Consider the following 24,091-nt stretch of genomic DNA (forward strand, 5'->3'; position numbering starts at 1 on the left):
CGAGTGAATAGGGGCGCCGAAGCGCAGCTGAAGAATTTTGCTGCTCAGAGCAGGCTGGCCGGTCGGTGACTTGCTCTAGAGGGCCGGGCCCGGCCGAATGGCGCTTCCGTCAGAAAAGCGCGACAGGCGAAAGCGGGTGAGATCGTGCCCGATCTGGTTTCCCTGGATCATGTCGGCGACGACGCGGCCGATTCCGGGTCCGATACCGAAGCCGTGGCCGCTCATGCCGGTTGCGACAACGAGGCCAGCTATCGCCTGCACTTTGTCCACAATGGGAACGACGTCCGGCATCGCGTCGATCATGCCAGCCCAGCATGCCTTTAGGCGCACCGCGTCGAGCTGTGGGAACAGGCGACTGAAATTGCGCTCGATGGAACGCAGACCAGAGCGTTCGGGAGCCGGATTTAGCACCCGCATTGTTTCGAAAGGACTTTGCGAATCCGGCGCCCAGTGACGCGGCGTCGACCAGCCATCCGGGTAGCCCGCCGGCGCAGCCGGCGAATAGCGTGAGCCGAAAGGATTGGCCATAAGCGCGGGAAGGTATTTCTTCGCATGCCGGAATGCGTCTGGGCCAAGGTGAAGCAAATGACTGCCTCCGGCAGCGAGCGTGTATCCGCCATCCTGTCGGCGTCTGAAAGCGATATGCTCTCCTGCCGCGGCTCCTGCATAGACTTCAGGCATCGCCTCGGTTGCCGCGACGGTCGACCTTACACTGAGCTGGGGAATGGAAACGCCATGTCTTCTCAGGAACAGAGAAGACCACGCACCGCCGGCGAGCAGAACGCTCGACGTCTCGATGTGACCCGCCTCTGTCCACACTCCCCTGATCCTCCCGGCCGAGATTTCCAGGGCTCGCGCCGCGCAATTCTCCACAATCTTGACGCCCTTGCGGGCGGCAAGCCGGGCGAGTGCGGGCACGGCCAGCCAAGGCTCCGCCCGCATGTCGGAAGGCGTTGTCATCGCGCCCTTGAAACTGCGCGACATGCCTTTGATGAGACCGGCGGTTTCCCGTGCGTTCAGCAGGCGCGTGTCGATCTCATGGGCGGCAGCGATCTTCAGGAATTTTTCGAAGCGGGCCATTTCGCGGTCGGAGCCTGCCAGGTAAGTCACGCCGGTCTGCTTCAAGCCGATGTCTTCGCCGCATTCCTCGGCCAGTTGCCGCCAATGACGCGACGCCTCGATCACGATCGGCAGTTCGTCCGCATCGCGTCCCTGTTTGCGGATCCATCCCCAATTGCGGGAGGACTGTTCGGCGGCGATGCGTCCCTTTTCCAACAGCGTCACCGAGATGTTGCGCCGCGCAAGAAAAAGCGCTGTCGCAACGCCGATAACGCCGCCGCCGATAATGACCACGTCAGCGCTTTTTGGAGGCGGGCCGGGAAATTGAATCGGATCTGCTTCGGAGAACGGGAAAGTAGGCAAGGGGAGAATCCTGAAAAGGCTGCGTCAGCTATGGCCCACCGGCAGCCAACCTTTCTTGAGGCAGTTCTGGGGAAGGTGGAGCACAGGCGCCTGACGAGCGGCTCCCGTAGTCGCCAATTCAGACGCGGTGGATCGCGAATGTTGGCCGCAGCGAATACAAAAAGTTGAAACTCTCCGGAAAATGAAAGTTCAAGCTTTTGAAGAGCAGGGCCTAAACCCTTGAAAAGACTGGCGCGAGTGACGGGGCTCGAACCCGCGACCTCCGGCGTGACAGGCCGGCACTCTAACCGACTGAGCTACACCCGCGCACTGACGAGCACGTGTCAGGCGTGTTCGTCGTTGGGGCGCTGGATAAGGGGTTCGTTTGCGGGTGTCAAGCGCGGCATGTGAGCATAACAGCAATCAGCAGAAGGTTTTTTGACAAGTGCGCCGGCATTGGCGAAATCCCGTCCGATAGCGGGTGCGCCGGCTGTTCATTGGGCCTTGCGAATAGAGCTCTAACTGCTTAAAGGTCCGGCCCGGAGCGGGCGATTAGCTCAGTTGGTAGAGCGCTTCGTTTACACCGAAGATGTCGGCGGTTCGAGCCCGTCATCGCCCACCAGTTTCCCGGCACAATCAAGAACTCACGGCGGCGTCAGGCGGAAATCCTGGCCTTCGGGCAGGAGCTGGCCGCCATCAACGACGATCGTCGTGCCGGTGATGTAGCTGGCGTCATCGGAGGCCAGGAACAGGAAGGCGTTGGCGACGTCGCGCGGCGTGCCGAGACGTCCGAGCGGCACGGCGTCCTCCATGCTCTTAATGAAGGCGGCATCGCGGTGAAGCTTCATGCCCTCGGTCAGGATGTTGCCCGGCTCGACGCCGTTGACGGTGATGCCATAGCCGGAAAACTCCAGCGCCGCCGCGCGGATGAAGCCGTTGATGCCGGCCTTGCTTGCCGAATAATGGCCGTGGCCGGGGCTGCTCACCTGCGGGCCGGTAATAGAAGAGGTGAAGAGCATGCGACCGCTGCCCTGAGCCTTCATCGGTGGAAGCGCTGCCCGGGCGGCGTTGAAGCTGCCGCGCAGATTGACCGCCATGACCCGGTCCCAATCTTCCGGGCTGGTGTTCTCGATCAGTTGCCAGGGATAGATGCCGGCGTTCTGGACGATGATGTCGAGGCGGCCGTGACGCTGCAGCGCCAATGCCACCACCGCTTCGGCGTCGGACATCTTGGAAATATCGGTGCGGATGAAGGCGGCACCAAGTTCGTCGGCGCTCGCTCTGCCGGCTTCGGCTTCACTGTCGGCCAGCACAAGGCTGGCGCCTTCCTCGGTGAAGCGCTGGGCTATGCCCCTGCCGATGCCACGCGCGGCCCCGACGATCACCGCCACCTTGCCTTCGATGCTTCCGGTCATGCCAGCCGTCCTGTCATGCGAGCCTTTGGCGAATGGTTTGCTTGAAAGCGTCGAGAAGCACGGCCGCCAGCACCAGCAAGCCGTGGATGACCTGGGTGAAGTTGGCCGGCAGGGCCATGAGGTTGATGGCGGTGTTGATGGCCGACAGAAGCAGCACGCCGGCATAGACGCCGGGCAGGGTGCCGACGCCGCCTTTCAGGCTGACGCCGCCAATGACGACGGCGGCGAAGGCGTTGAAGAGCAGGCCGACGCCGAGATTGGCGGTGGCGCCGGAGGTGCGGATGGCGAGCAGCCAGCCGGCGAGGCCGGCGATGGCGCCGGCAAGCACGAAGGCGATGATCAGGTTGCGGTTGACGCGGATGCCGGCGCGGAAGGTCGCGGTCTCGTTGCCGCCGATCATCACCAGATGCCGGCCGAACGGCGTCTTGGCGAGAATCAGCGAGAAGGCGACGAAGCAGCCGACAGCGATCCAGGCAGTGAGCGGCAGGCCGGCGAGCCGCTGGATACCGAACCAGCGGATGGTCGGCGCCAAATCCTGCGCCGAGCGTCCGCCTGAAACGACAAGCACCAGGCCGCGCACCCAGATATAGGAGGCAAGCGTGATGATGAAGGCGCTCATCTGCAGCCTGACGATGAGGAAACCGTTGATGACGCCGATAATGGCTCCCACCGCCAGGGCTACGGCGAGCGAGACCGGCACCATCAGCCAGTCCGGATGCAACTGCAGGCCGAGGCCGATGCCTGACGAGCAGAACATGATGCCGACTGCCATGGCGCTGAGCGCCGCGACCGATTCAACCGACAGGTCCATGTGACCGGCAATGATGACCAGCGCCAGGCCGATCGACATCACGCCCAGCACGCTCGATGCCTCGACGATGTTGGCGAAGATGCCGAGCTGGAAGAAGTTCGGAATGAGGGTCGAGAACACGGCCAGCACGAAGACCAGCATGAACCAGACGAGATTGTCGAGCACAAGCTCGAGACTGTGGCGGGTGCGTGGGCTCATCGGCCGATCCGGTTAGCGTCGAATTTGAATATGCGGCTGCCGCGGGGCGGGCCCGCGAGGCTCCGGGCCGGGAGGCCCGGAGCTCGATGGAAAAGGCCTACTCGACGGGCTTAACGGTATCCGTCGGCGGCTTCAGGTTGCCCCAGAAAGCGGGGTTGTCGACATTCTCCTTGGTGATCGCCGCGCCTGGGATCTTGATGTTCGGGCCCCAGGCTTCTTTGGTCACCACCGACTTCAGGCCGAGCACGTCGTACTCGCCGGGCTTGATCTCCTGCTTGTTGACGACCTTGTCCATGAACATGGCGACGGCCGCGGCCTGGGCGTAGAGCGGCTGTTCGACTTCGACGTTGAGCCAACCCTTGCGGATCAGGTCGAGGCCGACCGGCGCGCCGTTCGAGCTCATCATCATCACATCGCCCGGCTTCTTACCGGCGGCCTCCAGCGAGGCAACGCCCGCGACCGAAAGATGCGCAGCGTGGCTGAAGATCAGGTCGATGTCGGGATTGGCCAAGATCTGGTCGGCGACGATGGTGCCGGCGTTGCTCGCCTCCCACTGCATGGCGGGCAGCGAGATGATCTTGACGTCCGGAAACGCCTTCATCTTCTCCTCGAAACCCTTCTGGATGTCGAGCGTGTAGGGATCGCCGGGATCGCCGAGCACCTGCAGGATCTTGCCCTTGACCGAGCCATGCTTGGCCTTCAGCAGCGCTTCGGCCTGCTCCGCCGCAATGTGGCCGATCTCGACCGTGCCGGCGACCGATGTGAAGTCGGACGGCGTGGCGGTGATTTGGCGGTCGAACTCGACCACAGGGATGCCGGCCGCGCGGGCGGCTTCAACGGATGGCTTCAACGCATTGAAATCGACCGCGGCGAGGATGATCGCCTTCGGCTTAAGCGCAATCACGTCGTTCATCTGCGATTGCTGAGCGTCGGTCTTGTTGTCGGCGTTCAGCGTCTTCATCTCGTAGCCGACCTGTTTCAGAAACAGTTCCAGCGCGCTCACCGAGCCGGTCTGGAATTCGTCGAGCAAGGTCGGCACCAGGTAGTAGACGGTACCCTTGGACTGGGCGAATGCCGGCGTGAGCGTGGCAATGGCCAGGGCCAGGATACCGAAGACAGAAAGTAGCATTCGCTTCATGTCGTTCGCTCCTCTTTTCGCCGGACCCCTCATTTGTCCCTCAGCCCGCCGGTCCGGCACCGGCGAGCGTTTCCCCGGTGATCATGTTGATCACCGCATCGGGACTTGTCTTGTTGCGGGCAACGTCGCCCGCCACGACGCCCTGGCGGATCACCACGATCCGGTCGGCGACCTGGAAGGCCTGCTGCATGATGTGGGTGATGATGACGACGCCGATGCCTTGGCTCGCCACCTTGCGGATCATGTCGAGGCCGCGGCGCGTCTGCTCGACGCCGAGCGCGGCGAAGGGCTCGTCGAGCAGCACCAGCTTGCCGCCCCAATGAACGAAACGGTTGAGCTCGATCGCCTGCCGCTGGCCGCCCGAGAGGTGCTCGACCTTGGTGCGCAGCGAGGGAATGCGGGTGCCGGCATTGGCCAGCGCCTTCGCCACTACTGACTCCATGGCGCGCTCGTCGAGCACCGGAACGCCCAGCACCTTGCGGGTGATCTCGCGGCCCATGAAGAAGTTGGCCACCACGTCGACATTGGTGCAGAGCGAGAGGTCCTGGTAGACGGTCTCGATGCCGGCCGCCTTGGCCTCGGCGGGGGTTCTGGCGAGGAACTCCTTGCCTTCGAACAGCATGCGGCCCGACGTCGGCTCGAGTCCGCCGGCGATGATCTTGACCAGCGTCGACTTGCCGGCGCCGTTGTCGCCGAGCAGCGCCACCACCTCGCCGCGCGCGATCGAGAAGCTGATGCCCCTCAGTGCCCGGATGGCGCCGTAATTCTTGGTGACGTTGTCGAGGACCAGCAGGGGTTCGCTCATGCCGCGATGTCTCCGCCGTTCAGAAGGTCGCCTTCGCGCTGCCGCTTGGCGGTGAAGATCTGGCCGAAGCGCGGCGAAAGCACGCCGGAAACGGCAAGTGCCGCGGCGCCGCGCAACACGGCATGCTGCCCACCCTGCGCCACAAGGATGCGCGGCGCGGCGCGATCCTTGCGAGCCGAAACCGAATTGTGCAGCGGCTCCGCCAATGCAGCCAGGCGTTCGAGCAACTGAGGCGAGGCGAGGCCCCCAAGCACGATCGTCTCGGGATCGAAAAGATTTTCAATCACGGCGATGGCATTGCGGAAGATCGGAGCGACTTCGGCCACCCATCCGGCGTCGTTGCCGTTCCAGCGGCCGCGCGCCTCGAGCGACAGATAGCGTTCGAGGCAGCCCCGGTTGCCGCAGGGGCAAAGCTCGCCTTCCGGAACGACGGGGATGTGTCCGATCTCGCCGGCATTGCCCCAGGCCCCGCGCAGCACGCCGCCGTCATGCACCATGGCGCCGCCAAGCCCGACGCTGAAGTAGAGATAGTAGTAGTCGGAACGCTGGAGGCCGAGGCCGTAGAGGCGTTCCCCCATGGCCGCCGCCGCCATATCGGTCTCGAAGAAGGCGGGCAGGCCGGTCGCGGCGGCAAGGCGCTCGCGCAACGGCACGCCTTTCCAGCCGGCCATTGTGGTCGGTCCGACGAAGCTCATGGACTCGACGCCGAACGGGCCGGGAAGCGCCATGCCGACGCCGATGACCCGTCCTCCGGCCCGGCGCCCGGTCAGATCGACAACCATGGCGCCGATCGTCTCGAAGGCGAGATCGGGCGTCGGGCTCGGCGCTTCGCGATGGACGCTCTCGATCACGTCGCCGCTCAGGTTGATGAGTGCGGCGTCTATCCCCAGCGGGGTGAGGTGGATGCCGACGGCATAGCCGCCTTCCGGGTTGATGCGCAGCGTGGCCGGCGGCTGGCCGCGGCCCTTCGGTTCCTCGCGGACCGACAGTATGTAACCCTGTTCCTCCAACTCGCGCACGATAGTCGAGACCGTCTGAACGGTGAGCCCGACGTGCTGCGCGATGTCGCCGCGGGCGATCGGACCGAAGCGGCGGATGGATTCGAGCACGATGCGCCGGTTGTATGGCCGCCCGAACTCCTGATTGGTTCCCCGCAACGCCATGGCTTGCGCTCCTGACGGACACAAGGTTCGCAGAGAAGATTTATTCAGTCAAATGGAATTCAAAAATAATTTGCCCGGTTCCCGACCGGAGCATTCCCTGCGGTCCCCAGCGCTTGCGACCCGGGCAATGTGCGGAAAGCTAGTATCTGATGACGCGACGCTCGATCAGCACGACGATGCAGAAAAGGGCGATCGACAGCGACGAGGACAGCACGATCGCGGCGTATAGCCGGTCGGATTGATAGTTGAACGTCGCCTGGATGATCAGCGCGCCGAGGCCTTTGTCCGAGCCGATCCATTCGCCGACGATGGCGCCGATTACCGCAGTGGCCGAGGCGATGCGCAGCGAGGAGAACAGCATCGGCAAGGCGCGGGGCAGGCGCAGAGCCCAGAAGATCTCCGAGCGTGTCGCCGACAGCACGCGGAACAGCTCGTGTTCGTTGTCGCTTGCCGAATCCAGGCCTCGGATCATGTTCACCAGGGTCGGGAAGAAGCAGATCACGGCGGCGATGACGATCTTTGGCGTCATGCCGAGGCCGAAGATCAGGATGATGATCGGCGACAGCGCCAGGATCGGAATGGTGTTGAAGAATAGCACGATCGGGAAATATGCGGCCTGGAGGATGCGGCTGTGCACGAAGACCACGGCAAGCAGCACGGCGGCGAAATTGCCCATGACGAAGCCCGCCAGCGCCTCGATCAGCGTCGGTCTGAGGTTGTCGATGAGCAGGGCGAAATTCTTCTGGAAGACGCCGAAGATCGCCGTCGGCGTCGGCACGATATAGGCCGGCACGCCGAGCAGCGGCAGGAGATACTGCCAGGCAATCAGGATCGACGCCGCGCCCAGAACCGGAAGCGCAATCGCCATTTGCGGGGCAAGCGGCGCCGGTCTCACGATGCGCGCTCCAGCGCTGCACGCAACTCGGCCATAGCGCCGACGATCGCCGCATCCTCGCGCTTGCAGCGGTTGCCTTCCTGCTTGAAGGGCCGCAGGTCGAGGTCCTTCACCACCCGTCCCGGATTGGCAGCCAGCACAATGACGCGCTCGCCGAGATAGGCGGCTTCGGCGATCGAATGGGTGACGAAAAGGATCGTTGTGCCGGTGCGCCGCCAGAGCGTCAGCAATTCGTCGTTGAGGCGATCGCGCGTGATCTCGTCCAGCGCGCCGAACGGCTCGTCCATCAGAAGCAGCCTGGGCTCGCCAAGCAGGGCGCGCGCGATGGCGACGCGCTGGCGCTGGCCCCCCGAAAGCTGATGCGGCAGGCGTTCACCGAGTCCGCCAAGCCCCATCAGCTCCAGCAGTTCGCTGCTGCGGTCATCGATCTTGCGTGTGAGGCTGCGCTGGCCGACGCCGAGCGGCAGGCGCACATTGTCGCGCACCGTGCGCCAGGGCAGCAGGGTGGAATCCTGGAAGACGAAGCCGACGTCGCGGCGCGAGCGCACCGCGTGCGGTGTGGCCCCAAGCACGCTGATCGTGCCGTCCAGCGGGTCGAGCAGGTCCGCCACCACGCGAAGTAAGGTCGACTTGCCGCAGCCCGACGGGCCGAGGATCGACAGGAAGGAGCCGGCCGCGACCGTGAGGTCGAGGCCGGACAGCACTTTGACGGCCTTCTGCCGGCCGCCATAGCCGACATCGAGCTTTTGCGCTTCGATCGCGTTCGGCATCAGGCCGCGGGCGCATCGAGCTTGGGCCGGTCCGCGGCCGAAAGCTCCAGGATCTTCGTGGTGTAGACATCTTTGGCGGCCGGGCGTCCGTTCGGGTACTGGCCGACCTTGTCGAGCAGCGTCAATTGCTCCTCGATGGAGGCAGGGTCGAACGTGCCCCAGCCATCTTTGGCGGTCGCGCCGTCGAAGGAGAGTTTCAGAACCAGGTTGACGGTCTTCTCTTCCCAGCCGAGATCCATCTCCGGATACGCGGCGACCATCTTCTTCACCGCTTCCTGGGGGTTGGCGTGAACCCAGCCCCAGCCCTTGCCGACCGCGCCGACGAACTTCGCCAGTGTGTCGGGGTCCTTCTCGATCGCCGCGTCGGTCGCGAAATAGACGTCGGCGTAGGAAGCGAGGCCGAGGTCGCGCACCAGGAGATCGATGCGGTCCTCGCCGACCACGCTCAGCGCCTGGGTGTTGGTGATCCAGCCGCCGATGGCGTCGACGTCGCCGCGCACCAGAGGCGCCTTGTCGAAGCCGACATTGACGATGGTGACTTCCGAGGGGTCGATACCGTTCTTGGCCAGGATCTCATCGATGACGAAGCGCGCGGTCGGCTGGATGCCGATCTTCTTGCCCTTGAGGTCGGCAACATTGCGGATTGGCTTTCCCGGTTTCGAGGTCAGCGCATAGGGGCCGGTGCGGAAGCCGCAGGCGATGATTCTGATCGGCACGCCGCTGGCGCGCGCCGCATAAAGCTGCGGCGTTTCCGAGAACTGGCCGAGCTGCGCGGCGCCGGAGATCACCGGCGGCACGGTCGAGGCATTGGGGCCGCCAGGGCTGAACTCCACCTCGAGCCCGGCATCCTTGAAATAGCCGTTGGCGACGGCCGCGATGTCACCGATCTGGCCATTGGACATCAGCCAGTCATACTGGATGACGACCTTGCCGGCGGCCCTGGCGCCCGGCGTCAACACCAATTGCATACCGGCTGACGCGGCTGCGACCGCTGCGAGGCCGCCCTTCACGAAAGCGCGGCGGTTCAATTCGTAGTCTTGGCTCCCACTCATTTTTCGCTCCTGTTGCAGACTTCTTGTCTCTTCTTTCCAAGCGCCGCTCCCTCGGCGCGGCGTCGCTACGGCTGTTGGTCGTGGTAGTCGCCAGGGCCGCCGTCGAGCCAGGCGTAAAGCTCCCAAAGCGTGTCGTCCGGATCGGTGAAATAGGCGCAGCGCGCATTCCAGACGTAGTTTTCGGGCGGTCCATAGAAGGGCACGCCCTTGGCGCTCAATTCGCCGTGCAGCCGGTCGATCTCGGCCGGCGATCCGAGCTGGACGGCGACGCAAACCTTGTGCGCTTGGCGCGGCGATCTCTGGTTCGAGACGCCGGTGTGTCGGTTGATGTGGTCGAGCTCCCAGGCGGCGAGCGTCACGCCCTCGCCATGGAAATCGGCAAAGCCTTCGGCACGCCGACGCAGCCGGAAGCCGAGTTTCCCGACATAGAAGTCGACCGTACGCTCGATATTTTCCACCAGCAGGCAGACGTCGGAGATGCGGGTGAGGTTGGCCGGCATGATTATTTCGTCCCGCCGGTCTTGGAGAGTGGCAGCTTCACGCCGACGCGGTTCGCAGCGCCGATGATGTGCGTACGCATTGCTGCTTCTGCCGCCGCCGGATCGCCCGCCACTAGCGCCTCATAGATGCGCACATGTTCGCCGACATTGATCTCGACGAGATCGTGCAGCGGGTTGGTTAAGCGGGCATAGTGGATCGACTGGCGGATCTGCTCGCAGACAAAAGAGATGAAGGTGTGGATGTAGCTGTTGCCGGTCGCCCGCGCGATCTCGCGGTGGAATAGCAGGTCGGCGTCGATGCTGCCTTCTTCCCAGCGCTCCTCGCCGCCCATGCGGTCGAGCGCCGCCTTGATCGAATCGAGATGCTCCTGCCCGCGCCGCGCCGCGGCGAGCGCCGCCGACTCGGCCTCGAGGATGCAACGCAGCTCGAACAGCCGCTCCATATTGTGGGTGTCCTTGAGCGCCTCGCGGTCGATGCGGATCGCCGCCCTTTGCTGGGGCGCCAGCACGAAGGCGCCGATGCCTTGCCGCGCCTCGATCATGCCGTCCGCCCTCAACTGGGCAATCGCCTCGCGCACCACATTGCGGCTGACGCCGAACTTCTCGGAAAGCTCCTGCTCGGTCGGCAGCCGCGCGCCGGGATTCAACTCGCCGGATTCGATCTCGCGGCTGAGGAAGGCCGCGACCCGGTGCGGCAGGGTCTCGACGGTGCCGATGGCGGCCAGTCTCTGCTTCATAAAAAACGCTCCGTCGAGGGCAGCAGGCAGCCGGGGTTCATCACCCCTTTAGGGTCGAGCGCAGTCTTCAGCGCGGCAGCCATGCGGCGATGCGCCGGCGAAAGCCCGGCCCAGAATTCTCGGGCACGGCTGCGGCCGATGCCGTGCTCGGCGCTGATCGAGCCGCCGAGCCTGACGGCGATGTCGTAGAGTCCCGCCGTGATTTCCTCGCCGCGCGCCCGGGCTTCGCCATCAGCGAGATCGAGCGGCGGCAGCACATTGAAATGGATGTTGCCGTCGCCGGCATGGCCATAGGCCAGTGCAATCCAGCCCGGATGTTCGGTGGCGACGAAGCGGCGGGCGCGCTCGACAAGGGCAGGGATATCGGAAATGCGCACCGAGAGATCGGTGCGCACGTGGTAGCCGCGCTTCGCCTGGCCCTCGACCAGTCCCTCGCGGATCGCCCAGAAGGCCTTAGCCTGCGCGTTGCTGGTCGCGAGGACTGCGTCGGCTACCAGGCCGCCTTCGAGCGCATCGGTTAGAAAACTGGCGAGCACGCCGTTGAGGTCGATGGTCGGTCCGGAGGACAATTCGATCAGCGCATGGACGGGTGCTGCGACAGGCGCCGTCATTCCAGGATCGACCAGCCGGGCCAAATCGATGCATTCCGAGCCGATGATCTCGAAGGCGGAAATCAGATCGGAGCAGGCGCGTCGTGCTCGGTTGAAGAGGCCGATGGCCGCTTCGAACGAGATGAGGCCGAGATAGGCGGTCTCGACACGGGCAGGCTTCGGGAACAGCTTGACCTCCACACCGGTAATGATGCCGAGCGTGCCCTCCTTGTGCGCCGAGCGCCAGTGGGAACAGGCAATCTTCGGCCTCGCTTGCCTCTTTGATCGTCTGCAGCACGCAGCCTGCGTCCGCCTGAAGTGTGAAGTTCGCGCGATCGATCCGGCGGATGGCGTTCAGCCGCTCCAGGCTGACGACTATAACGCCGGCGCTGGTGTCATCGATGGCGCCCGAAACCAAGCCGGTGTTGCCGCCCTGTGGAATGACGCCGAGCCCCAACTCGCCGCACAGACGCATCAGCGCCTGCACCTCCGCCACCGACGCGGGGCGCAGCACGGCCAGCGCGCTGCCTCGATAGTCGCCGGCCCAATCGCCGAGATACTTCGCCATTCCAGCAGTGTCGGCGGTGAGACCGCTCGGCCCCACTGCGTCTTCGAGGACGCTGAGGATTTGCGGTGAGAGGCTGCGAATGGTCATCAGCGGCGCAATCGATGAGGCGATAGGGTGATGTATATCATCCTACAACTTCGATTGAGTCAATCCAAAGCGAGCGCTGCCAAGCAAAACGGTGGATAAATCTGGAGGGACCTCGGGTCGGCCGCGAGGCGTGCGCTAAAGGTACTGCGCGACCTTCTTGCCGACGGCGAGGAAGCGCAGCGGATCGACCGCCTCGCCGTTGTGGCGCACTTCGTAGTGGAGATGCGGACCGGTCGAGCGGCCGCTGCTGCCGGTCTTGCCGATCACGTCGCCGGCGGCGAGCTTCTGGCCAACCGTCACGTCGATCTCGCTGAGGTGGCCATAGCGCGTCGCAAAGCCGTTGCCGTGGTCGACCTCGACCATGCGGCCGTAGCCGCCGTTCCAGCCGGCCTTGGTGACGATCCCGGCAGCGGTGACCTTCGCCGGCATGCCGATCGGCGCCCTGAAATCCATTCCCGTATGCAGGGCGGCCGTGCCGAGGATCGGGTCGGTGCGCACCCCGAACGGGCTGGTCACAGTATGGCCCGGCGCGGGATTGCTGAGCGGCAGCTTGCGCGCCTCTTTCTTGACTTGATCCAGCGCATCAAGAGCTTCATCCAGCTCTTTGACTTTGCTGTCGAAGATCATCGAAGAATTGAGCGGCACCAGCGGTCCGCCGACATCGTTCTTGTCGAGCTCCGTGTCGGCCGGCAGCCCGGCGGCTTGCAGCGCCTGCGAGATCGCGTCGGCGTTGCGGTAGGCATTATCCGCAAGCGTGGTGATACGGGTGAGCTGCTGGTTCTCGATGGCCTTGAGCGAAGCGTTGATCGACACGAAGAGCTTGTCGGCACGATCCGCCGCCGTTTCGTTGTCTAGCGGGTCGGAGCGTGTCGACCACAGGGAGAATGGCCTCGTGTCGCCGGCGCCCAACGACGCGACGGAGTAGGTCGGGACCTGCGAAAGACCGCCGGTGATCTCGGCGCGCTCGTCGGGTTTAGTCGCGGTGGCATTGGCTGCGGCGGGCACATCGCCGACCTCGCTCTCGGCGCGTTCGAGGATCGGCCCGAGCCGGCCGTGGCGCTGGCTGAGCTGGGTCTGCCTGGCCAGCAACTCGCTGACCTTGGTCTCCATGAGCTGCTGGTCGAGAAGCTGGCGGCTGGTGATGCGATCGACCTGGGCGCGAAGCGCGGAGATGCGATCCTCATAGGCCTGCTGCATGCGCACCTGCCTGGCCGTGGTGGCGCCGATCAGGTCATCGCGCAGCACCAGGTAGGAGGTGGCGAGCAGATAGCCGATGGCGATCGCCGCCAGCGCCGACCCGACGAAGGCGGCAAGCCACGGACGGATGGTGAAATGCCGGATCTCGTTCCCCCGCGCGATAATGACCGTATGGGGCTCCTTGCGCCTGCCGAAGACCGCTGACTGACCGTTTGGATTCACGGGACCAAGCTTTCGTTACGACTCCAACGACAGCTCGATTACACATTATTAGGGTTAACAAAGCTTTGCTGGCCGCGATGTCGGCTTAACCAATTCCCGCAGCGCGGGTGGCAGGTTGCAGGGAAGGAGGCCAGCAAATCGCGGAAGCTTTGGGTCTGCCCCGCTTCAGAGCGCGCGCACCGCCTCCAGCACCTCTTCGGCATGGCCCTTGACGCGCACCTTGCGCCAGATGCGGGCGATGCGTCCGTCCTGGCCGATCAGGAAGGTGGCGCGCTCGACACCCATGTACTTGCGGCCGTACATCGTCTTCTCGACCCACAGATGATAGGCCTCGATCGCCTTGCGCTGCTCGTCGGCGACGAGATCGAGGGTGAGATCGTATTTCGCCTTGAATTTGTCGTGTTTCTTGACGCTATCGGGGGACAGCCCGATGACCACGGCGCCGGCCTTCTCGAATTCCGGCTTCAGCTGCGAGAAGCCGATCGCCTCGTTGGTGCAGCTTGTGGTGTCGTCCTGCGGATAAAAGTAGAGTACGACAGGTTTTCCCCGGATCGCGGCGAGGCTGAGGGAGCCGCCGCCGTCGCGCGGAAGATCGAATTGCGGCGCAACGTCGCCCACGTCGAGTTCAGCCATGTCGATGCCCTTGTTTGCGGTTACGCGCGGATCGAGCATCGATATAACGTGAGGCGGGGATTCGTCCACGACGAGTACGTTTACAACGGAATATTGCTTGGATCAGGAGCAACCGCAGCACGAGAAGATCAGGTTCAGGCGGGACGAGATCACCGACCTGGGAGCTTTTCCGTCCGCTTGCAGCGTGCCGCCGCTCGGCCGTGCTTCGGTGCGCCGGCGCTTCCGCATCCTCGGTCGGGTGTTCGCCGGGCTCTGCGCGTTGGTGCTTCTGGCGGCAATTGGCGTCTATGTGCTTGGCACGTCAGGCATCGGCACCGAGCGACTTCGCGCCGAAGCCGAGACGGCCATCGAGAAGCTCGCAGGCGTCGATCTCAACGTCACCGTTGGGCCGGCGCGGTTGACGCTCGATGGGTCGAGCTTCGTCGCTCTGCAGGTCAGCGACGTCAGCTTGAAGACGGCCGACGGCAAGCCGATGGCCGATGTCGGGCGCGTCCGCTTCGGCATGCGCCTGCTGCCGCTGCTATCCGGCGAGGTCAAGCTCACCAGCGCCCGCTTCTCCGACGCTCGCATCATGGTCGCCGCCATGCCGTCCGGGAGCGGTGATTGGACTGCGGCTTTGCGCAACGAGGATGGCCTGGTCGATCCGGAGAAAGTATCGGCGGCGGTGTTTGGCGGCGTCAACGCGGCGCTGGATGCGGTGCGCGCGGAATCGATGCGCCAGATCGACCTCCGCAACGTCGAGTTCGAATTGCCGCCGGGCGGATCGGTCAGGCGTCTGACCGTCGCCCAGGCCACGGTTGGGCAGACGGGCACAGGCAGCATGGAACTGTCTTCAAAAGCCGATGTCGACGGCCGGCATGTAAGCCTGAGCGCCTCCGCGGCGCGCGATCCGAGCGCCAGGCGGATCGCATCGCTGGACGCCGCCGTCGCGATAGCGGACGTCGGCGTAACGCCCGCTCAGGGAAGCTCCAGCGGCGGGAACTTCGCCGCCCAGGGCGGCAAGCTTGGTTCTGTTGCGCTGAAGCTTTCGGGCGTCGAGGCGTCCGGCGACACGCCGTCGCGGCTGACGGCGTCGCTGTCGCTCGGCGGCTCGGTGCTCGATCTCGGCTCGCGCGGGCTGCTGCCAGCCGACGTCGATGCCAGGGCGACATTGGTCGCGGGATCAAACAAGGTCTCGGTCGACAAATTGCTGATCAGGACCGGCCGCTCGACATTCGATTTCTCAGGCTCGGTCGGGCCGAAACCGGCAGCCGCGGGCGAGGAGCCGTCCTACCGCTATGACCTTGTCAGCGACGGCTCGACGCTCGCGCCTTCGGAATCGCCGGAGCCGGCGCTTCAGTTTCTTGCCCGGGTCGCCGGCGTCTACCAGACCAAGAGCCGCAAGCTCGTCGCCGAGCAGATCGGCGTCCGCTCCGGGGGTTCGAGCGACGTGCTGGGCACGGCGTCGCTCGCCTTCATCGACAATGGCCCGCCGGGTGTGTCGCTGTCGCTCAATGTACACGACATGCCGGTTTCGCATGTGAAGCAATTGTGGCCCTGGTTCTCCGCCCGCAACGCGCGGCTTTGGGTGCTAGACAACCTGTTCGGCGGCCGTGTGGTCGACGCCAACCTGCAGTTCCAGGTCGTTCCTGGGCGGCTCGGCAACGGCGTTCCGCTTTCCGGCGACGAGGTGTTCGGCCGCTTCCAGGTCGAGGGCTCGCGCTTCGATACCGCGGGGCGCATTCCGCCGATCCGCGATGCGGTCGGTGTCGTTGCCTTCCACGGCAACGATGTCGATATCACGCTGTCCTCGGGCAGCGTTTTTTTGCCGAGCGGCCGCACCGTGGCGGCAAGCGGGGGCACACTGACGATCAAGCAGGCGAATGTTTCGCCCGTGATCGGCTCTCTCGACATCGATGTCGCTGGCGAAGCCACGGCGATCGCCGAACTCGCCTCCTTTGAGCCGATCAACGCCATGCGCCATGTCGGGCTTGCGCCTGAGGATTTGAGCGGCACCGTCACCGGGCATGTGCGGGCCGACATTCCGCTGACTTCCGGCGTCGATACCTCGAGGCTCGACTGGCTGGTGGCGCTGGACTACCAGGATCTTTCCTTAGCCAAGCCGTTCGAGGACCAGATGGTGACCGAGGCCGACGGGTCGATCACCGTGAGCCCCGACCGTGCGGTGATATCGGCGAAGGCGAAGCTGAACGGCATTCCAGCCGAGCTCGACCTGGTCGAGCCGCTCGAGGACAGCGGCCCGCCGCGCAGCCGTAAGGTCGCGCTGGTGATCGACGACAAGACGCGCGCTGCAGCAATGCCCGGCCTGTCGCCGCTGCTTTCCGGAACCATCAAGGTGGCGATCGACAAGAGCGGCGAGGGCGTCCAGAACGTGTCGGCCGACCTGACCAACGCAAGGCTCGACATCCCCTGGGCAGGATGGAGCAAGGGTGCCGGCATTCCGGCCAAGGTCACCTTCACGATGGCAAAGTCCGGCAGCACGACCACGCTGTCCGACTTCGATCTCGATGGGAAGAGCTTTTCGATCGACGGCGATGTGACACTGGTCAACGGGGCGCTGTCCTCGGCCCGGTTCTGCAAGGTCGCGCTCAACAGAGGAGACGACGTCGCGGTCTCGGTCAAACGGTCGGGCAAAAGCTATGCGGTCAACGTCAGCGGCGACTCTCTCGACGCCCGCTCGCTGATCAAACAGTTCACCTCAGACGTCGATACAGCCACAAAAGGCGCCGGCGCCGACGCGATCTCGGTCAGCGCCGACGTGAAGTCGCTGACCGGCTTTCACGACGAGGTGCTGTCGAACCTCAAGCTGAATTACAGCGCTGCCGGCTCCCGGGTGAATGGTCTCGATGTCAGCGCGACGGCGAGTTCGGGTGCCGCCATTGCCGTCCGAAACACCACCGGCGACGGCGGCCGGTCCCTCAGGATGAAATCGGCCGATGCCGGCGCTATCCTGCGGTTCCTCAACATTTACGAGCATATGGAGGGCGGGGCTATCACGCTGTCGCTGGCGGGCGACGCCGACGGGCCAATGAAGGGCCAGGTCGACGCCAGCAATTTCTATGTCGTCAACGAGCCGAAGCTTGCGTCGATCGTGTCGACCAGGCCGGCCGGCGATACGCGCAGCCTCAACCAGGCGGTCAAGGCCAACATCGACACCTCAAGGGTGCAGTTCGAGCGCGGCTATGCCGAGATCGACAAAGGCTCCGGCTATCTCAGACTGGCAAACGGTCTGTTGCGCGGTCCGCGCATCGGCACCACCTTCCAGGGCACGCTCTACGACCAGGACAACAATATGGACATGACCGGCACCTTCATGCCGGTCTATGGGCTGAATCGCATCTTCGGCGAACTGCCGCTGTTCGGCCCGCTGCTCGGCAACGGCCGCGACCGCGGCCTGATCGGCGTCACCTACCGGCTGCGCGGCAACGCCAACAAGCCGACGCTCAACATCAATCCGCTGTCGGTGGTGGCGCCGGGAATTTTTCGCTCAATCTTCGAATATCGGTGATCAGCCCGACTAAATCGGCCGCACCAGAACGTGCTTCTTCCTGCCGAACGAGAGCTTCACCACACCTTCCGCGCCCAGGTCCTCAAGCGTCACCACGCGCCGGTCGTCGGTCACCACCTGGTCGTTGAGGCGCACGGCACCGCCCTGGACATGCCGGCGCGCTTCGCCATTGGAGCCGGCGAGCCCGGCGGTGACGAACAGCGACAGGATGCCGATGCCGGCCTCGAGATCAGCCTTGGCGACGTCGATGCTGGGCAGCGTGTCGGCGAGCGCGCCTTCCTCGAAAGTCTTGCGCGCGGTCTCTGCAGCCGTTTCGGCCGCCTCGCGGCCATGCAGCATGGCGGTGATCTCGGTGGCGAGAATCTTCTTCGCCTCGTTGATCTCCGAGCCGCCGAGCTTTTCGAGCCGCGCGACCTCGGCGAGCGGCAGTGTCGTGTAGAGCTTCAGGAAGCGCCCGACATCGGCATCCTCGGTGTTGCGCCAGTACTGCCAGAACTCGTAAGGCGACAGCATATCGCCGTCGAGCCAGACAGCGCCGGAGGCCGACTTGCCCATCTTGGCGCCCGACGAGGTGGTGAGCAGCGGCGTCGTCATCGCAAACAGCTGCACGCCTTCCATGCGATGACCGAGATCGATGCCGTTGACGATGTTGCCCCACTGGTCGGAGCCGCCCATCTGCAGCCGGCAGCCGACGCGCTTGTAGAGCTCGACGAAGTCGTAAGCCTGCAGGATCATGTAGTTGAATTCGAGGAACGACAGCGACTGCTCGCGGTCGAGCCTGAGCTTCACGGAATCGAAGGCCAGCATGCGGTTTACGGAGAAATGCCGGCCGACATCGCGCAGGAAACTGACGTAGTTGATCTCCATCAGCCAATCGGCATTGTTAACCATCACCGCGTCGCCCGCGCCGCTGCCGAATTTGAGATAAGGCGCGAAATTGCGGCGGATGCCGACGAGATTGCTCTCAATGTCCCCAGGCGTCAGCAGCTTGCGCGCCTCGTCCTTGAAAGAAGGATCGCCGATCATCGAGGTGCCGCCGCCCATCAGCGCGATCGGCCGGTGGCCGGCCTGCTGCAGCCAGTGAAGCATCATGATCTGGATCAGCGATCCGGCATGCAGGCTCTTCGCCGTCGCATCGAAGCCGATATAAGCGCTCACCGTTTCCTTGGCGAAAAGCTGGTCGAGGCCGGTTTCATCCGAAATCTGGTGGATGAAGCCGCGCTCGCTCATGATGCGCAGGAAATCGGACTTGAAGGCGGACATCTTTTCTTCCCGGAGATCGCACGGCATTTGGCCGAGCTTGACGTGAAGGGGCGCGTTTAGCATCCAAGCGCGATCAGCAAAAGTGGTTTCCGGTTTTGCGTAGGATCGCGCTTCAATAGGCAAACAGGTGATCAGCAAAAGTGGTTTCCGGTTTGCGTGGGATCGCGCTTCAACGGGCAAATGGGCGATCAGCAAAAGTGGCTTGGGGCTTTGCCTGCTATCGCCGCATCCTTGCTTCGCCTCTTTTGCTGGCGTAATGAGGCGCCCGCGCAAGGGCAGCACGCCCCGACACGCCGCGACGGGGCTATCCCGCAGATCAGATCGGACAAGCTCCCGCGATGAACAGGAACTATCTCCTCCTCTTTCTGTTCAGCATCCTGATGACCGTCAGCGGGCTGGCAAGCCTGCCGCCGATCGACCGCGACGAATCCCGCTTCGTCCAGTCGACCAAGCAGATGGTCGAGACCGGCGACTACATCGACATCCGCCTGCAGGATGTGACGCGCTACAAGAAACCGATCGGCATCTATTGGCTGCAATCGGCGGCTGTCGCATTGAGCGGTGAGGGGGCCGAAGCGCCGATCTGGGTTTATCGACTGGTTTCGATGCTCGGCATCGCGCTCGCCGTCGTGAGCATCGGCTGGACCGGTACAAAACTCTTCGGCGCCAATGCCGGCCTTGCCGCCGGCCTGATGATGGCCGCCATCTTCGCCACCGCCTTCGAAGGCCGCGACGCCAAGACCGACGCCATGTTGCTCGCCTGCTGCGTGGCCGCGCAAGGCGCGCTGGCGCAGGTCTATCTGGCCGCGCGCCGCAAGGAGCCGGTTGCCGGCCACCTGCCATGGATCTTCTGGATCGCCCAGGGTCTGGGTATTCTGATCAAGGGTCCGGTCGCTCCGCTGTTGTCGCTGCTGACGGCCGGCGCGCTGTTCGCCTTCGAACGCGACTGGCGCTGGCTTTTGAAGCTGAAGCTGGTGCGCGGCGTCGCAATCGTGCTCGTCATCGTGCTGCCCTGGATCATCCTCATCAGCTGGAAGAGCGGCGGCGCCTTCTTCCAGGAGGCGGTCGGCAAGGACATGCTGAACAAGGTGGCGCAAGGCGAGGAATCGCATGGCCTGCCGCCGGGCTTCTATATGCTCACCTATTCGCTGTTCATGTGGCCTTTCGGCCTGATCGCGGTCGGTGCCGGGCTGCAGGCCATCAACCGCTTCTGGGACGACCCGCGCCTGCGCTTCTGTCTCGCCTGGTATATCCCTTCTGGCTGGTGTTCGAGGCGATCCCGACCAAGCTGCCGCATTATGTGCTGCCGGCCTATCCCGGCATGGCGCTGCTGATCGGCTGGCTGCTCACCTTGCCGGAGGACAAGGCCAATGCGCCGCTCAAGCGCTGGCAGAACTGGCTGTGGTGGTCGACCGCCTTCGGCGTCGTCGTCGTGTCGATCGGGCTAGCCGCAGTATGCATAGGCGCGCCGCTCTATCTCGCAAAAGCCTTTTCCTGGTGGAGCATTCCGGCGGCAATCGCCGCGCTCGTGACCGGCTATCTGTCTTTCCCGCGCCAATTGCAGGTGCCGCTCGAACGCATCGCGGCGATCGCGATCGGCGCGGGCGTAACGTTCAGCCTGCTGTTCGGCGTGATTGCGCCGTCGCTGAAGCCGATCTGGCTGAGCCCGGCCATCAGGGCAGCCGTCGATGCCAACCGTCCTTGCGACACCACGGTGCTCGCCTCGTCCCCCTATCACGAGCCGAGCCTGGTGTTCCTGGTCGGGACCAAGACCGTGCTGACCGACGTCGATGGCGTGGCAAAGCACCTGCTGGCCGATCCGACCTGTGCGCTGGGACTGGCGCTGGTCAAGGAGGAGCAAAAGCTCAACGAGCTGCTTGCCGGGCAGGGCAAGTCGGCGAAGCGACTGACCGAGATCGACGGGCTCAACTATTCGTCAGGAGACAAGCTGGCGCTCGGCCTTTATCGAGTGGCCCAGTGAGGAATAATGTCGGAGCTCGAAGACCCCTATAGAGCCATGTCCGCCGTTTCTCTTTACCGCCGTTCGCTCGGCAACTTCCTCGACACGACGCGCATCGTGCAGCGGCGTTTTGCAGTGCGTCCCGCGCGCTATCCCGAGATTCCCTGGCTCGTCTGGGTCTCTGCATGGCTTCTGCTGGCCATAGCCATTGGCCTCACCCTGGACAGCGCCGCCGGCAGGATGCGCGGCGGGTGGACGCCAGGCTTCGTCCGTTTCACCGACTTCTTAACGGATTTCGGCCTGGGCGGCTGGTATCTCATCCCCGCGGTTCTCTGCCTCGTCGCCGCCAACCTGACGGACTGGCGACGGCTTTCCAGGTCGTCGCGTCTGCTCGTCTACAATTGGACCTGCTTCGCTTTCCTGGTGCTTTGCGCGGTTGGTCTTTCCGGGCTGGCCGTCAACTTACTGAAATACGGCATCGGCCGGGCCCGGCCGCTCTATTTCAACGATTACGGGGTGCTGTCGCTGCATCCCTTCGCCATGGATGCGCGCTTCGCCGGCTTTCCGTCCGGCCATGCCACGACGATGGGGGCGGTGTTCGGCGTCCTCTTGCTGCTGTTTCCAAGGCGCTGGCGCATCGCGCTTGCGGCCTCGGCCTTGATCGCTTCGACGCGCGTCTTCGTCGGCGCGCATTATCCGAGCGACACAGTGGCCGGCTTTGGGCTCGGCCTTGCCTTTGCGATCGCCGCAGGGCTGGTCTTCGCGCGGCTCGGTTTCATCTTCCGACGGCCGTCGTCGACCAGACCCGTGCCCAAGCGCACGTTCCGGCTGCTGTCTTCCAGCGGATCCAAGGGCAAAACATCGCTGGCGAGGCGGAGCCGCGAGCAATTGTCGGCTGACCGCCCGTAGAGCTATTTGGTCTAAGGATCGCCCGAAATCTACCTCAGCCGCTTCGGCCGTGGATCGGCGAGCTCGCCGGCCAGACGCCGGTCCAGGTAGTCGGCGCATTCGTCGATCAGCAGTTCGGCGTGGTTGGCGAAGAAATGGTTGGCGCCGGAGATAGTCTTCTGCGTGATGGTTATGCCCTTTTGCGTGTGCAGCTTGTCGACCAGCGTCTGCACGTCCTTGGGCGGCGCCACCTTATCGGCATCGCCATGGATGATGAGGCCGGACGACGGGCAGGGTGCCAGGAACGAAAAATCGTAGGTGTTGGGCTGCGGGGCGACCGAGATGAAGCCCTCGATCTCGGGCCGGCGCATGAGCAGCTGCATGCCGATCCATGAGCCGAACGAATAGCCCGCGACCCAGCAGCTCTTGGAATCCGGATGCAGCGACTGCACCCAGTCGAGCGCAGCGGCCGCGTCCGACAATTCGCCGGTACCGTGGTCGAACTCGCCCTGGCTGCGGCCGATGCCGCGGAAATTGAAGCGAAGCGTGGTGAAATCGCGCTTCTGGAACATGTAGAAGAGGTCGTAGACGATCTTGTTGTTCATCGTGCCGCCGAATTGCGGGTGCGGATGCAGCACGATGGCGATCGGCGCGCTCTTTTCCTTGGAAGGCTGGTAACGGCCCTCCAGGCGACCAGCCGGACCGGCGAAAATGACCTCAGGCATAAAATACTCCACGTGGCATACGAAGGCGCGGGCCCGGACTCTTCCTTTGGCCCATTCTGTGGCCTTGACGCCGGGCAAGCGTCTTCCTAGAAGCTAGTTTAGAATTGTTCAAAACTGGGTGCCGAGAACGCATTTTCTCGGCCGCCCGCGCCGCAAGCCGGGTAAATAGGACGGCTCGCCTTGCAATTTCAAGGAAATAACGCGCTGTCCTCGCGGAATGACTGCTGACAGGATCGACTGAAGGAAAATGGCCGCAACTCGCGCCTATCTCGACTACAACGCCAGCGCACCTCTCATTGCAGAGGCGCGGTCGGCGATGGTCGCGGCGCTCGATGCCGCTAATCCGTCGTCGGTTCACAGTGAGGGCCGCGCGGCGCGGCGGCTGATCGAGGATGCCAGGCGTGACGTGGCAAGACTGGTCAATGCCAGGCCCGAGCACGTCGTGTTCACCTCCGGCGCGACGGAGGCCGCATCGACGATGCTTACTCCCGACTGGCAGATGGGGCGCGGCTCTGTCCGCATCAGCCACTTCTATGTCTCGGCTGCCGACCATCCCTGCATTCTGAATGGCGGGCGGTTCTCGGCGGCGCAGGTGACGAGGATCGGCGTCGATCGAGACGGCATTGCCGATCTCGAGACGCTGACTACGGCGCTCTCCGCGCATGACAAGGCTGCCGGCCTGCCGCTGGTGGCGATCCATGCCGCCAACAACGAGACGGGGGTGATCCAGCCGATCGGACGCATCGCCGAGGTCGTCAAGGAAGCGGGCGGCGTGCTGGTCGTCGACGCCGTGCAGGCGGCAGGGCGGATTCCGATCGACATGTCAGCCGGTTATGCCGATTATCTGATCCTGTCCTCGCACAAGATCGGCGGCCCGAAGGGCGTCGGCGCCATCGTCGCCCGGGCCGATCTGATGATGCCGAAGCCGCTGATCAATGGCGGCGGCCAGGAAAAGGGCCATCGCGCCGGCACCGAGAATCTTCCCGGCATTGCTGGTTTCGGTGCCGCGGCGCGGGCAGCACTCGCCGGCCTGGAAGACATGGAAGCGGTCGCGCGCCGTCGCGACGAGGTCGAGGCAATCGTGCGGGAGCTCGTCCCTGATACGGAAATCTTTGGAGCGGCCGCGCCAAGGCTTGCCAACACGACGTTCTTCGCTATTCCCGGCGTCAAGGCCGAGACGGCGCAGATCGCCTTCGATCTCGCCGGTGTAGCCCTGTCGGCCGGTTCCGCCTGCTCGTCGGGGAAAGTCGGGCCAAGCCAGGTGCTGAAGGCGATGGGCCACGGCGAGAGCCTTGGCGCCTTGCGCGTCTCGATTGGCCGCGCCACCGGCGCCGAGGAGATCGAGGCGTTCCGGGCGGCTCTGGCGGGCATAGCCGCGCGTCGGGCTGGAAAAGAGAAGGCTGCCTGACGGCGGCAAGGCATCGGACGAGAGATCCCCGGCGGTTCTCCAAATCCGGTGTTCGAAAGACGAATTCAGGCCATCCGGCCTGGTAGAGCCGTGCGTTTCGTTTGGACGGGTGAATTTCCGGCCGGAACGCACTATATGGAGCTTACTCCGCAGCCGA

General features: G+C 64.3%; 19 protein-coding genes, 2 tRNA genes and 2 pseudogenes. 5 read left to right on the top strand and 18 right to left on the bottom strand.

Going from position 1 to position 24,091, the window contains the following annotated elements; translation table 11 throughout:
• Positions 1 to 75 precede the first annotated feature (75 nt).
• Positions 76 to 1,422, bottom strand: coding sequence for an FAD-binding oxidoreductase (locus EJ078_RS28070; RefSeq protein ID WP_127404191.1), 1,347 nt, complete (start codon positions 1,420 to 1,422; stop codon positions 76 to 78).
• A gap of 229 nt (positions 1,423 to 1,651) precedes the next feature.
• Positions 1,652 to 1,728: transfer RNA gene (locus tag EJ078_RS28075), tRNA-Asp, on the bottom strand.
• Between the two features lie 219 nt (positions 1,729 to 1,947).
• Here EJ078_RS28075 and EJ078_RS28080 point away from each other — a divergent pair.
• A tRNA-Val gene (locus EJ078_RS28080) sits at positions 1,948 to 2,023 on the top strand.
• A 22-nt stretch (positions 2,024 to 2,045) separates the two neighbouring features.
• Here the strand turns inward: EJ078_RS28080 and EJ078_RS28085 are convergent.
• The 14 genes and pseudogenes from EJ078_RS28085 to EJ078_RS28145 form a co-directional block, all read right to left on the bottom strand.
• The gene (locus EJ078_RS28085) at positions 2,046 to 2,816 is read right to left on the bottom strand and encodes an SDR family oxidoreductase (protein ID WP_127216150.1); all 771 of its coding nucleotides are present in this window, start codon (positions 2,814 to 2,816) and stop codon (positions 2,046 to 2,048) included.
• A gap of 13 nt (positions 2,817 to 2,829) precedes the next feature.
• A complete protein-coding gene (locus tag EJ078_RS28090) occupies positions 2,830 to 3,825 on the bottom strand; it encodes an ABC transporter permease (protein ID WP_127216149.1) in 996 nt (331 codons plus the stop codon).
• A gap of 97 nt (positions 3,826 to 3,922) precedes the next feature.
• A complete protein-coding gene (locus EJ078_RS28095) occupies positions 3,923 to 4,963 on the bottom strand; it encodes a sugar ABC transporter substrate-binding protein (RefSeq protein ID WP_066995049.1) in 1,041 nt (346 codons plus the stop codon).
• 40 nt (positions 4,964 to 5,003) lie between these two features.
• On the bottom strand, positions 5,004 to 5,768 hold the full coding sequence (locus EJ078_RS28100) for an ATP-binding cassette domain-containing protein (protein WP_127216148.1): 765 nt from the start codon (positions 5,766 to 5,768) through the stop codon (positions 5,004 to 5,006).
• Positions 5,765 to 6,931 carry an ROK family transcriptional regulator gene (locus EJ078_RS28105; RefSeq protein ID WP_095802248.1) on the bottom strand — a complete coding sequence of 389 codons (1,167 nt, stop codon included), beginning with the start codon at positions 6,929 to 6,931 and terminating at the stop codon, positions 5,765 to 5,767. Before EJ078_RS28105 ends, EJ078_RS28100 begins: the two co-directional genes overlap by 4 nt.
• Before the next feature lie 139 nt (positions 6,932 to 7,070).
• Positions 7,071 to 7,826 carry an ABC transporter permease gene (locus EJ078_RS28110; RefSeq protein ID WP_127216147.1) on the bottom strand — a complete coding sequence of 252 codons (756 nt, stop codon included), beginning with the start codon at positions 7,824 to 7,826 and terminating at the stop codon, positions 7,071 to 7,073.
• The gene (locus EJ078_RS28115; protein WP_127216146.1) at positions 7,823 to 8,596 is read right to left on the bottom strand and encodes an ABC transporter ATP-binding protein; all 774 of its coding nucleotides are present in this window, start codon (positions 8,594 to 8,596) and stop codon (positions 7,823 to 7,825) included. The genes EJ078_RS28110 and EJ078_RS28115 overlap by 4 nt, the downstream gene beginning before the upstream one ends.
• Positions 8,596 to 9,648, bottom strand: a complete 1,053-nt coding sequence (locus EJ078_RS28120; protein WP_179293649.1) for an ABC transporter substrate-binding protein — start codon at positions 9,646 to 9,648, stop codon at positions 8,596 to 8,598. The genes EJ078_RS28115 and EJ078_RS28120 overlap by 1 nt, the downstream gene beginning before the upstream one ends.
• Before the next feature lie 65 nt (positions 9,649 to 9,713).
• Positions 9,714 to 10,148, bottom strand: a complete 435-nt coding sequence (locus EJ078_RS28125; protein WP_067328264.1) for a VOC family protein — start codon at positions 10,146 to 10,148, stop codon at positions 9,714 to 9,716.
• 2 nt (positions 10,149 to 10,150) lie between these two features.
• Positions 10,151 to 10,885 carry a FadR/GntR family transcriptional regulator gene (locus EJ078_RS28130; RefSeq protein WP_067328267.1) on the bottom strand — a complete coding sequence of 245 codons (735 nt, stop codon included), beginning with the start codon at positions 10,883 to 10,885 and terminating at the stop codon, positions 10,151 to 10,153.
• A complete protein-coding gene (locus EJ078_RS30585; RefSeq protein WP_245457240.1) occupies positions 10,882 to 11,676 on the bottom strand; it encodes an FAD-binding oxidoreductase in 795 nt (264 codons plus the stop codon). Before EJ078_RS30585 ends, EJ078_RS28130 begins: the two co-directional genes overlap by 4 nt.
• A gap of 91 nt (positions 11,677 to 11,767) precedes the next feature.
• Positions 11,768 to 12,130 (bottom strand): annotated as a pseudogene (locus EJ078_RS30910) (FAD-binding oxidoreductase); the annotation flags it as partial.
• 135 nt (positions 12,131 to 12,265) lie between these two features.
• Entirely contained in the window at positions 12,266 to 13,549 is a 1,284-nt protein-coding gene (locus tag EJ078_RS28140; RefSeq protein ID WP_127217100.1) for a M23 family metallopeptidase, read from the bottom strand.
• 165 nt (positions 13,550 to 13,714) lie between these two features.
• The gene (locus EJ078_RS28145) at positions 13,715 to 14,182 is read right to left on the bottom strand and encodes a peroxiredoxin (protein WP_067328452.1); all 468 of its coding nucleotides are present in this window, start codon (positions 14,180 to 14,182) and stop codon (positions 13,715 to 13,717) included.
• 97 nt (positions 14,183 to 14,279) lie between these two features.
• On the opposite strand from EJ078_RS28145, the gene EJ078_RS28150 reads away from it, so the two are divergent.
• A complete protein-coding gene (locus EJ078_RS28150) occupies positions 14,280 to 17,690 on the top strand; it encodes a DUF3971 domain-containing protein (RefSeq protein WP_208720966.1) in 3,411 nt (1,136 codons plus the stop codon).
• Between the two features lie 9 nt (positions 17,691 to 17,699).
• Here the strand turns inward: EJ078_RS28150 and tyrS are convergent, their stop codons facing one another.
• Entirely contained in the window at positions 17,700 to 18,953 is a 1,254-nt protein-coding gene (tyrS, locus tag EJ078_RS28155) for a tyrosine--tRNA ligase (protein ID WP_067328454.1), read from the bottom strand.
• A 338-nt stretch (positions 18,954 to 19,291) separates the two neighbouring features.
• On the opposite strand from tyrS, the pseudogene EJ078_RS30915 reads away from it, so the two are divergent.
• Both EJ078_RS30915 and EJ078_RS28165 read left to right on the top strand, forming a co-directional pair.
• Positions 19,292 to 20,934: pseudogene (locus EJ078_RS30915) on the top strand (glycosyltransferase family 39 protein).
• A gap of 6 nt (positions 20,935 to 20,940) precedes the next feature.
• Entirely contained in the window at positions 20,941 to 21,822 is an 882-nt protein-coding gene (locus tag EJ078_RS28165) for a phosphatase PAP2 family protein (RefSeq protein WP_189413822.1), read from the top strand.
• A gap of 29 nt (positions 21,823 to 21,851) precedes the next feature.
• Here EJ078_RS28165 and EJ078_RS28170 read toward each other — a convergent pair whose 3' ends face one another.
• Positions 21,852 to 22,526, bottom strand: coding sequence for an alpha/beta hydrolase (locus tag EJ078_RS28170; protein WP_066995082.1), 675 nt, complete (start codon positions 22,524 to 22,526; stop codon positions 21,852 to 21,854).
• 247 nt (positions 22,527 to 22,773) lie between these two features.
• On the opposite strand from EJ078_RS28170, the gene EJ078_RS28175 reads away from it, so the two are divergent.
• Positions 22,774 to 23,934: a cysteine desulfurase family protein gene (locus tag EJ078_RS28175; protein ID WP_127403311.1), complete on the top strand. Its 1,161-nt coding sequence runs from the start codon at positions 22,774 to 22,776 to the stop codon at positions 23,932 to 23,934.
• Positions 23,935 to 24,091 lie beyond the last annotated feature (157 nt).

It is taken from the genome of Mesorhizobium sp. M1A.F.Ca.IN.022.06.1.1 (genome assembly GCF_003952605.1).
Classification (GTDB): domain Bacteria; phylum Pseudomonadota; class Alphaproteobacteria; order Rhizobiales; family Rhizobiaceae; genus Mesorhizobium.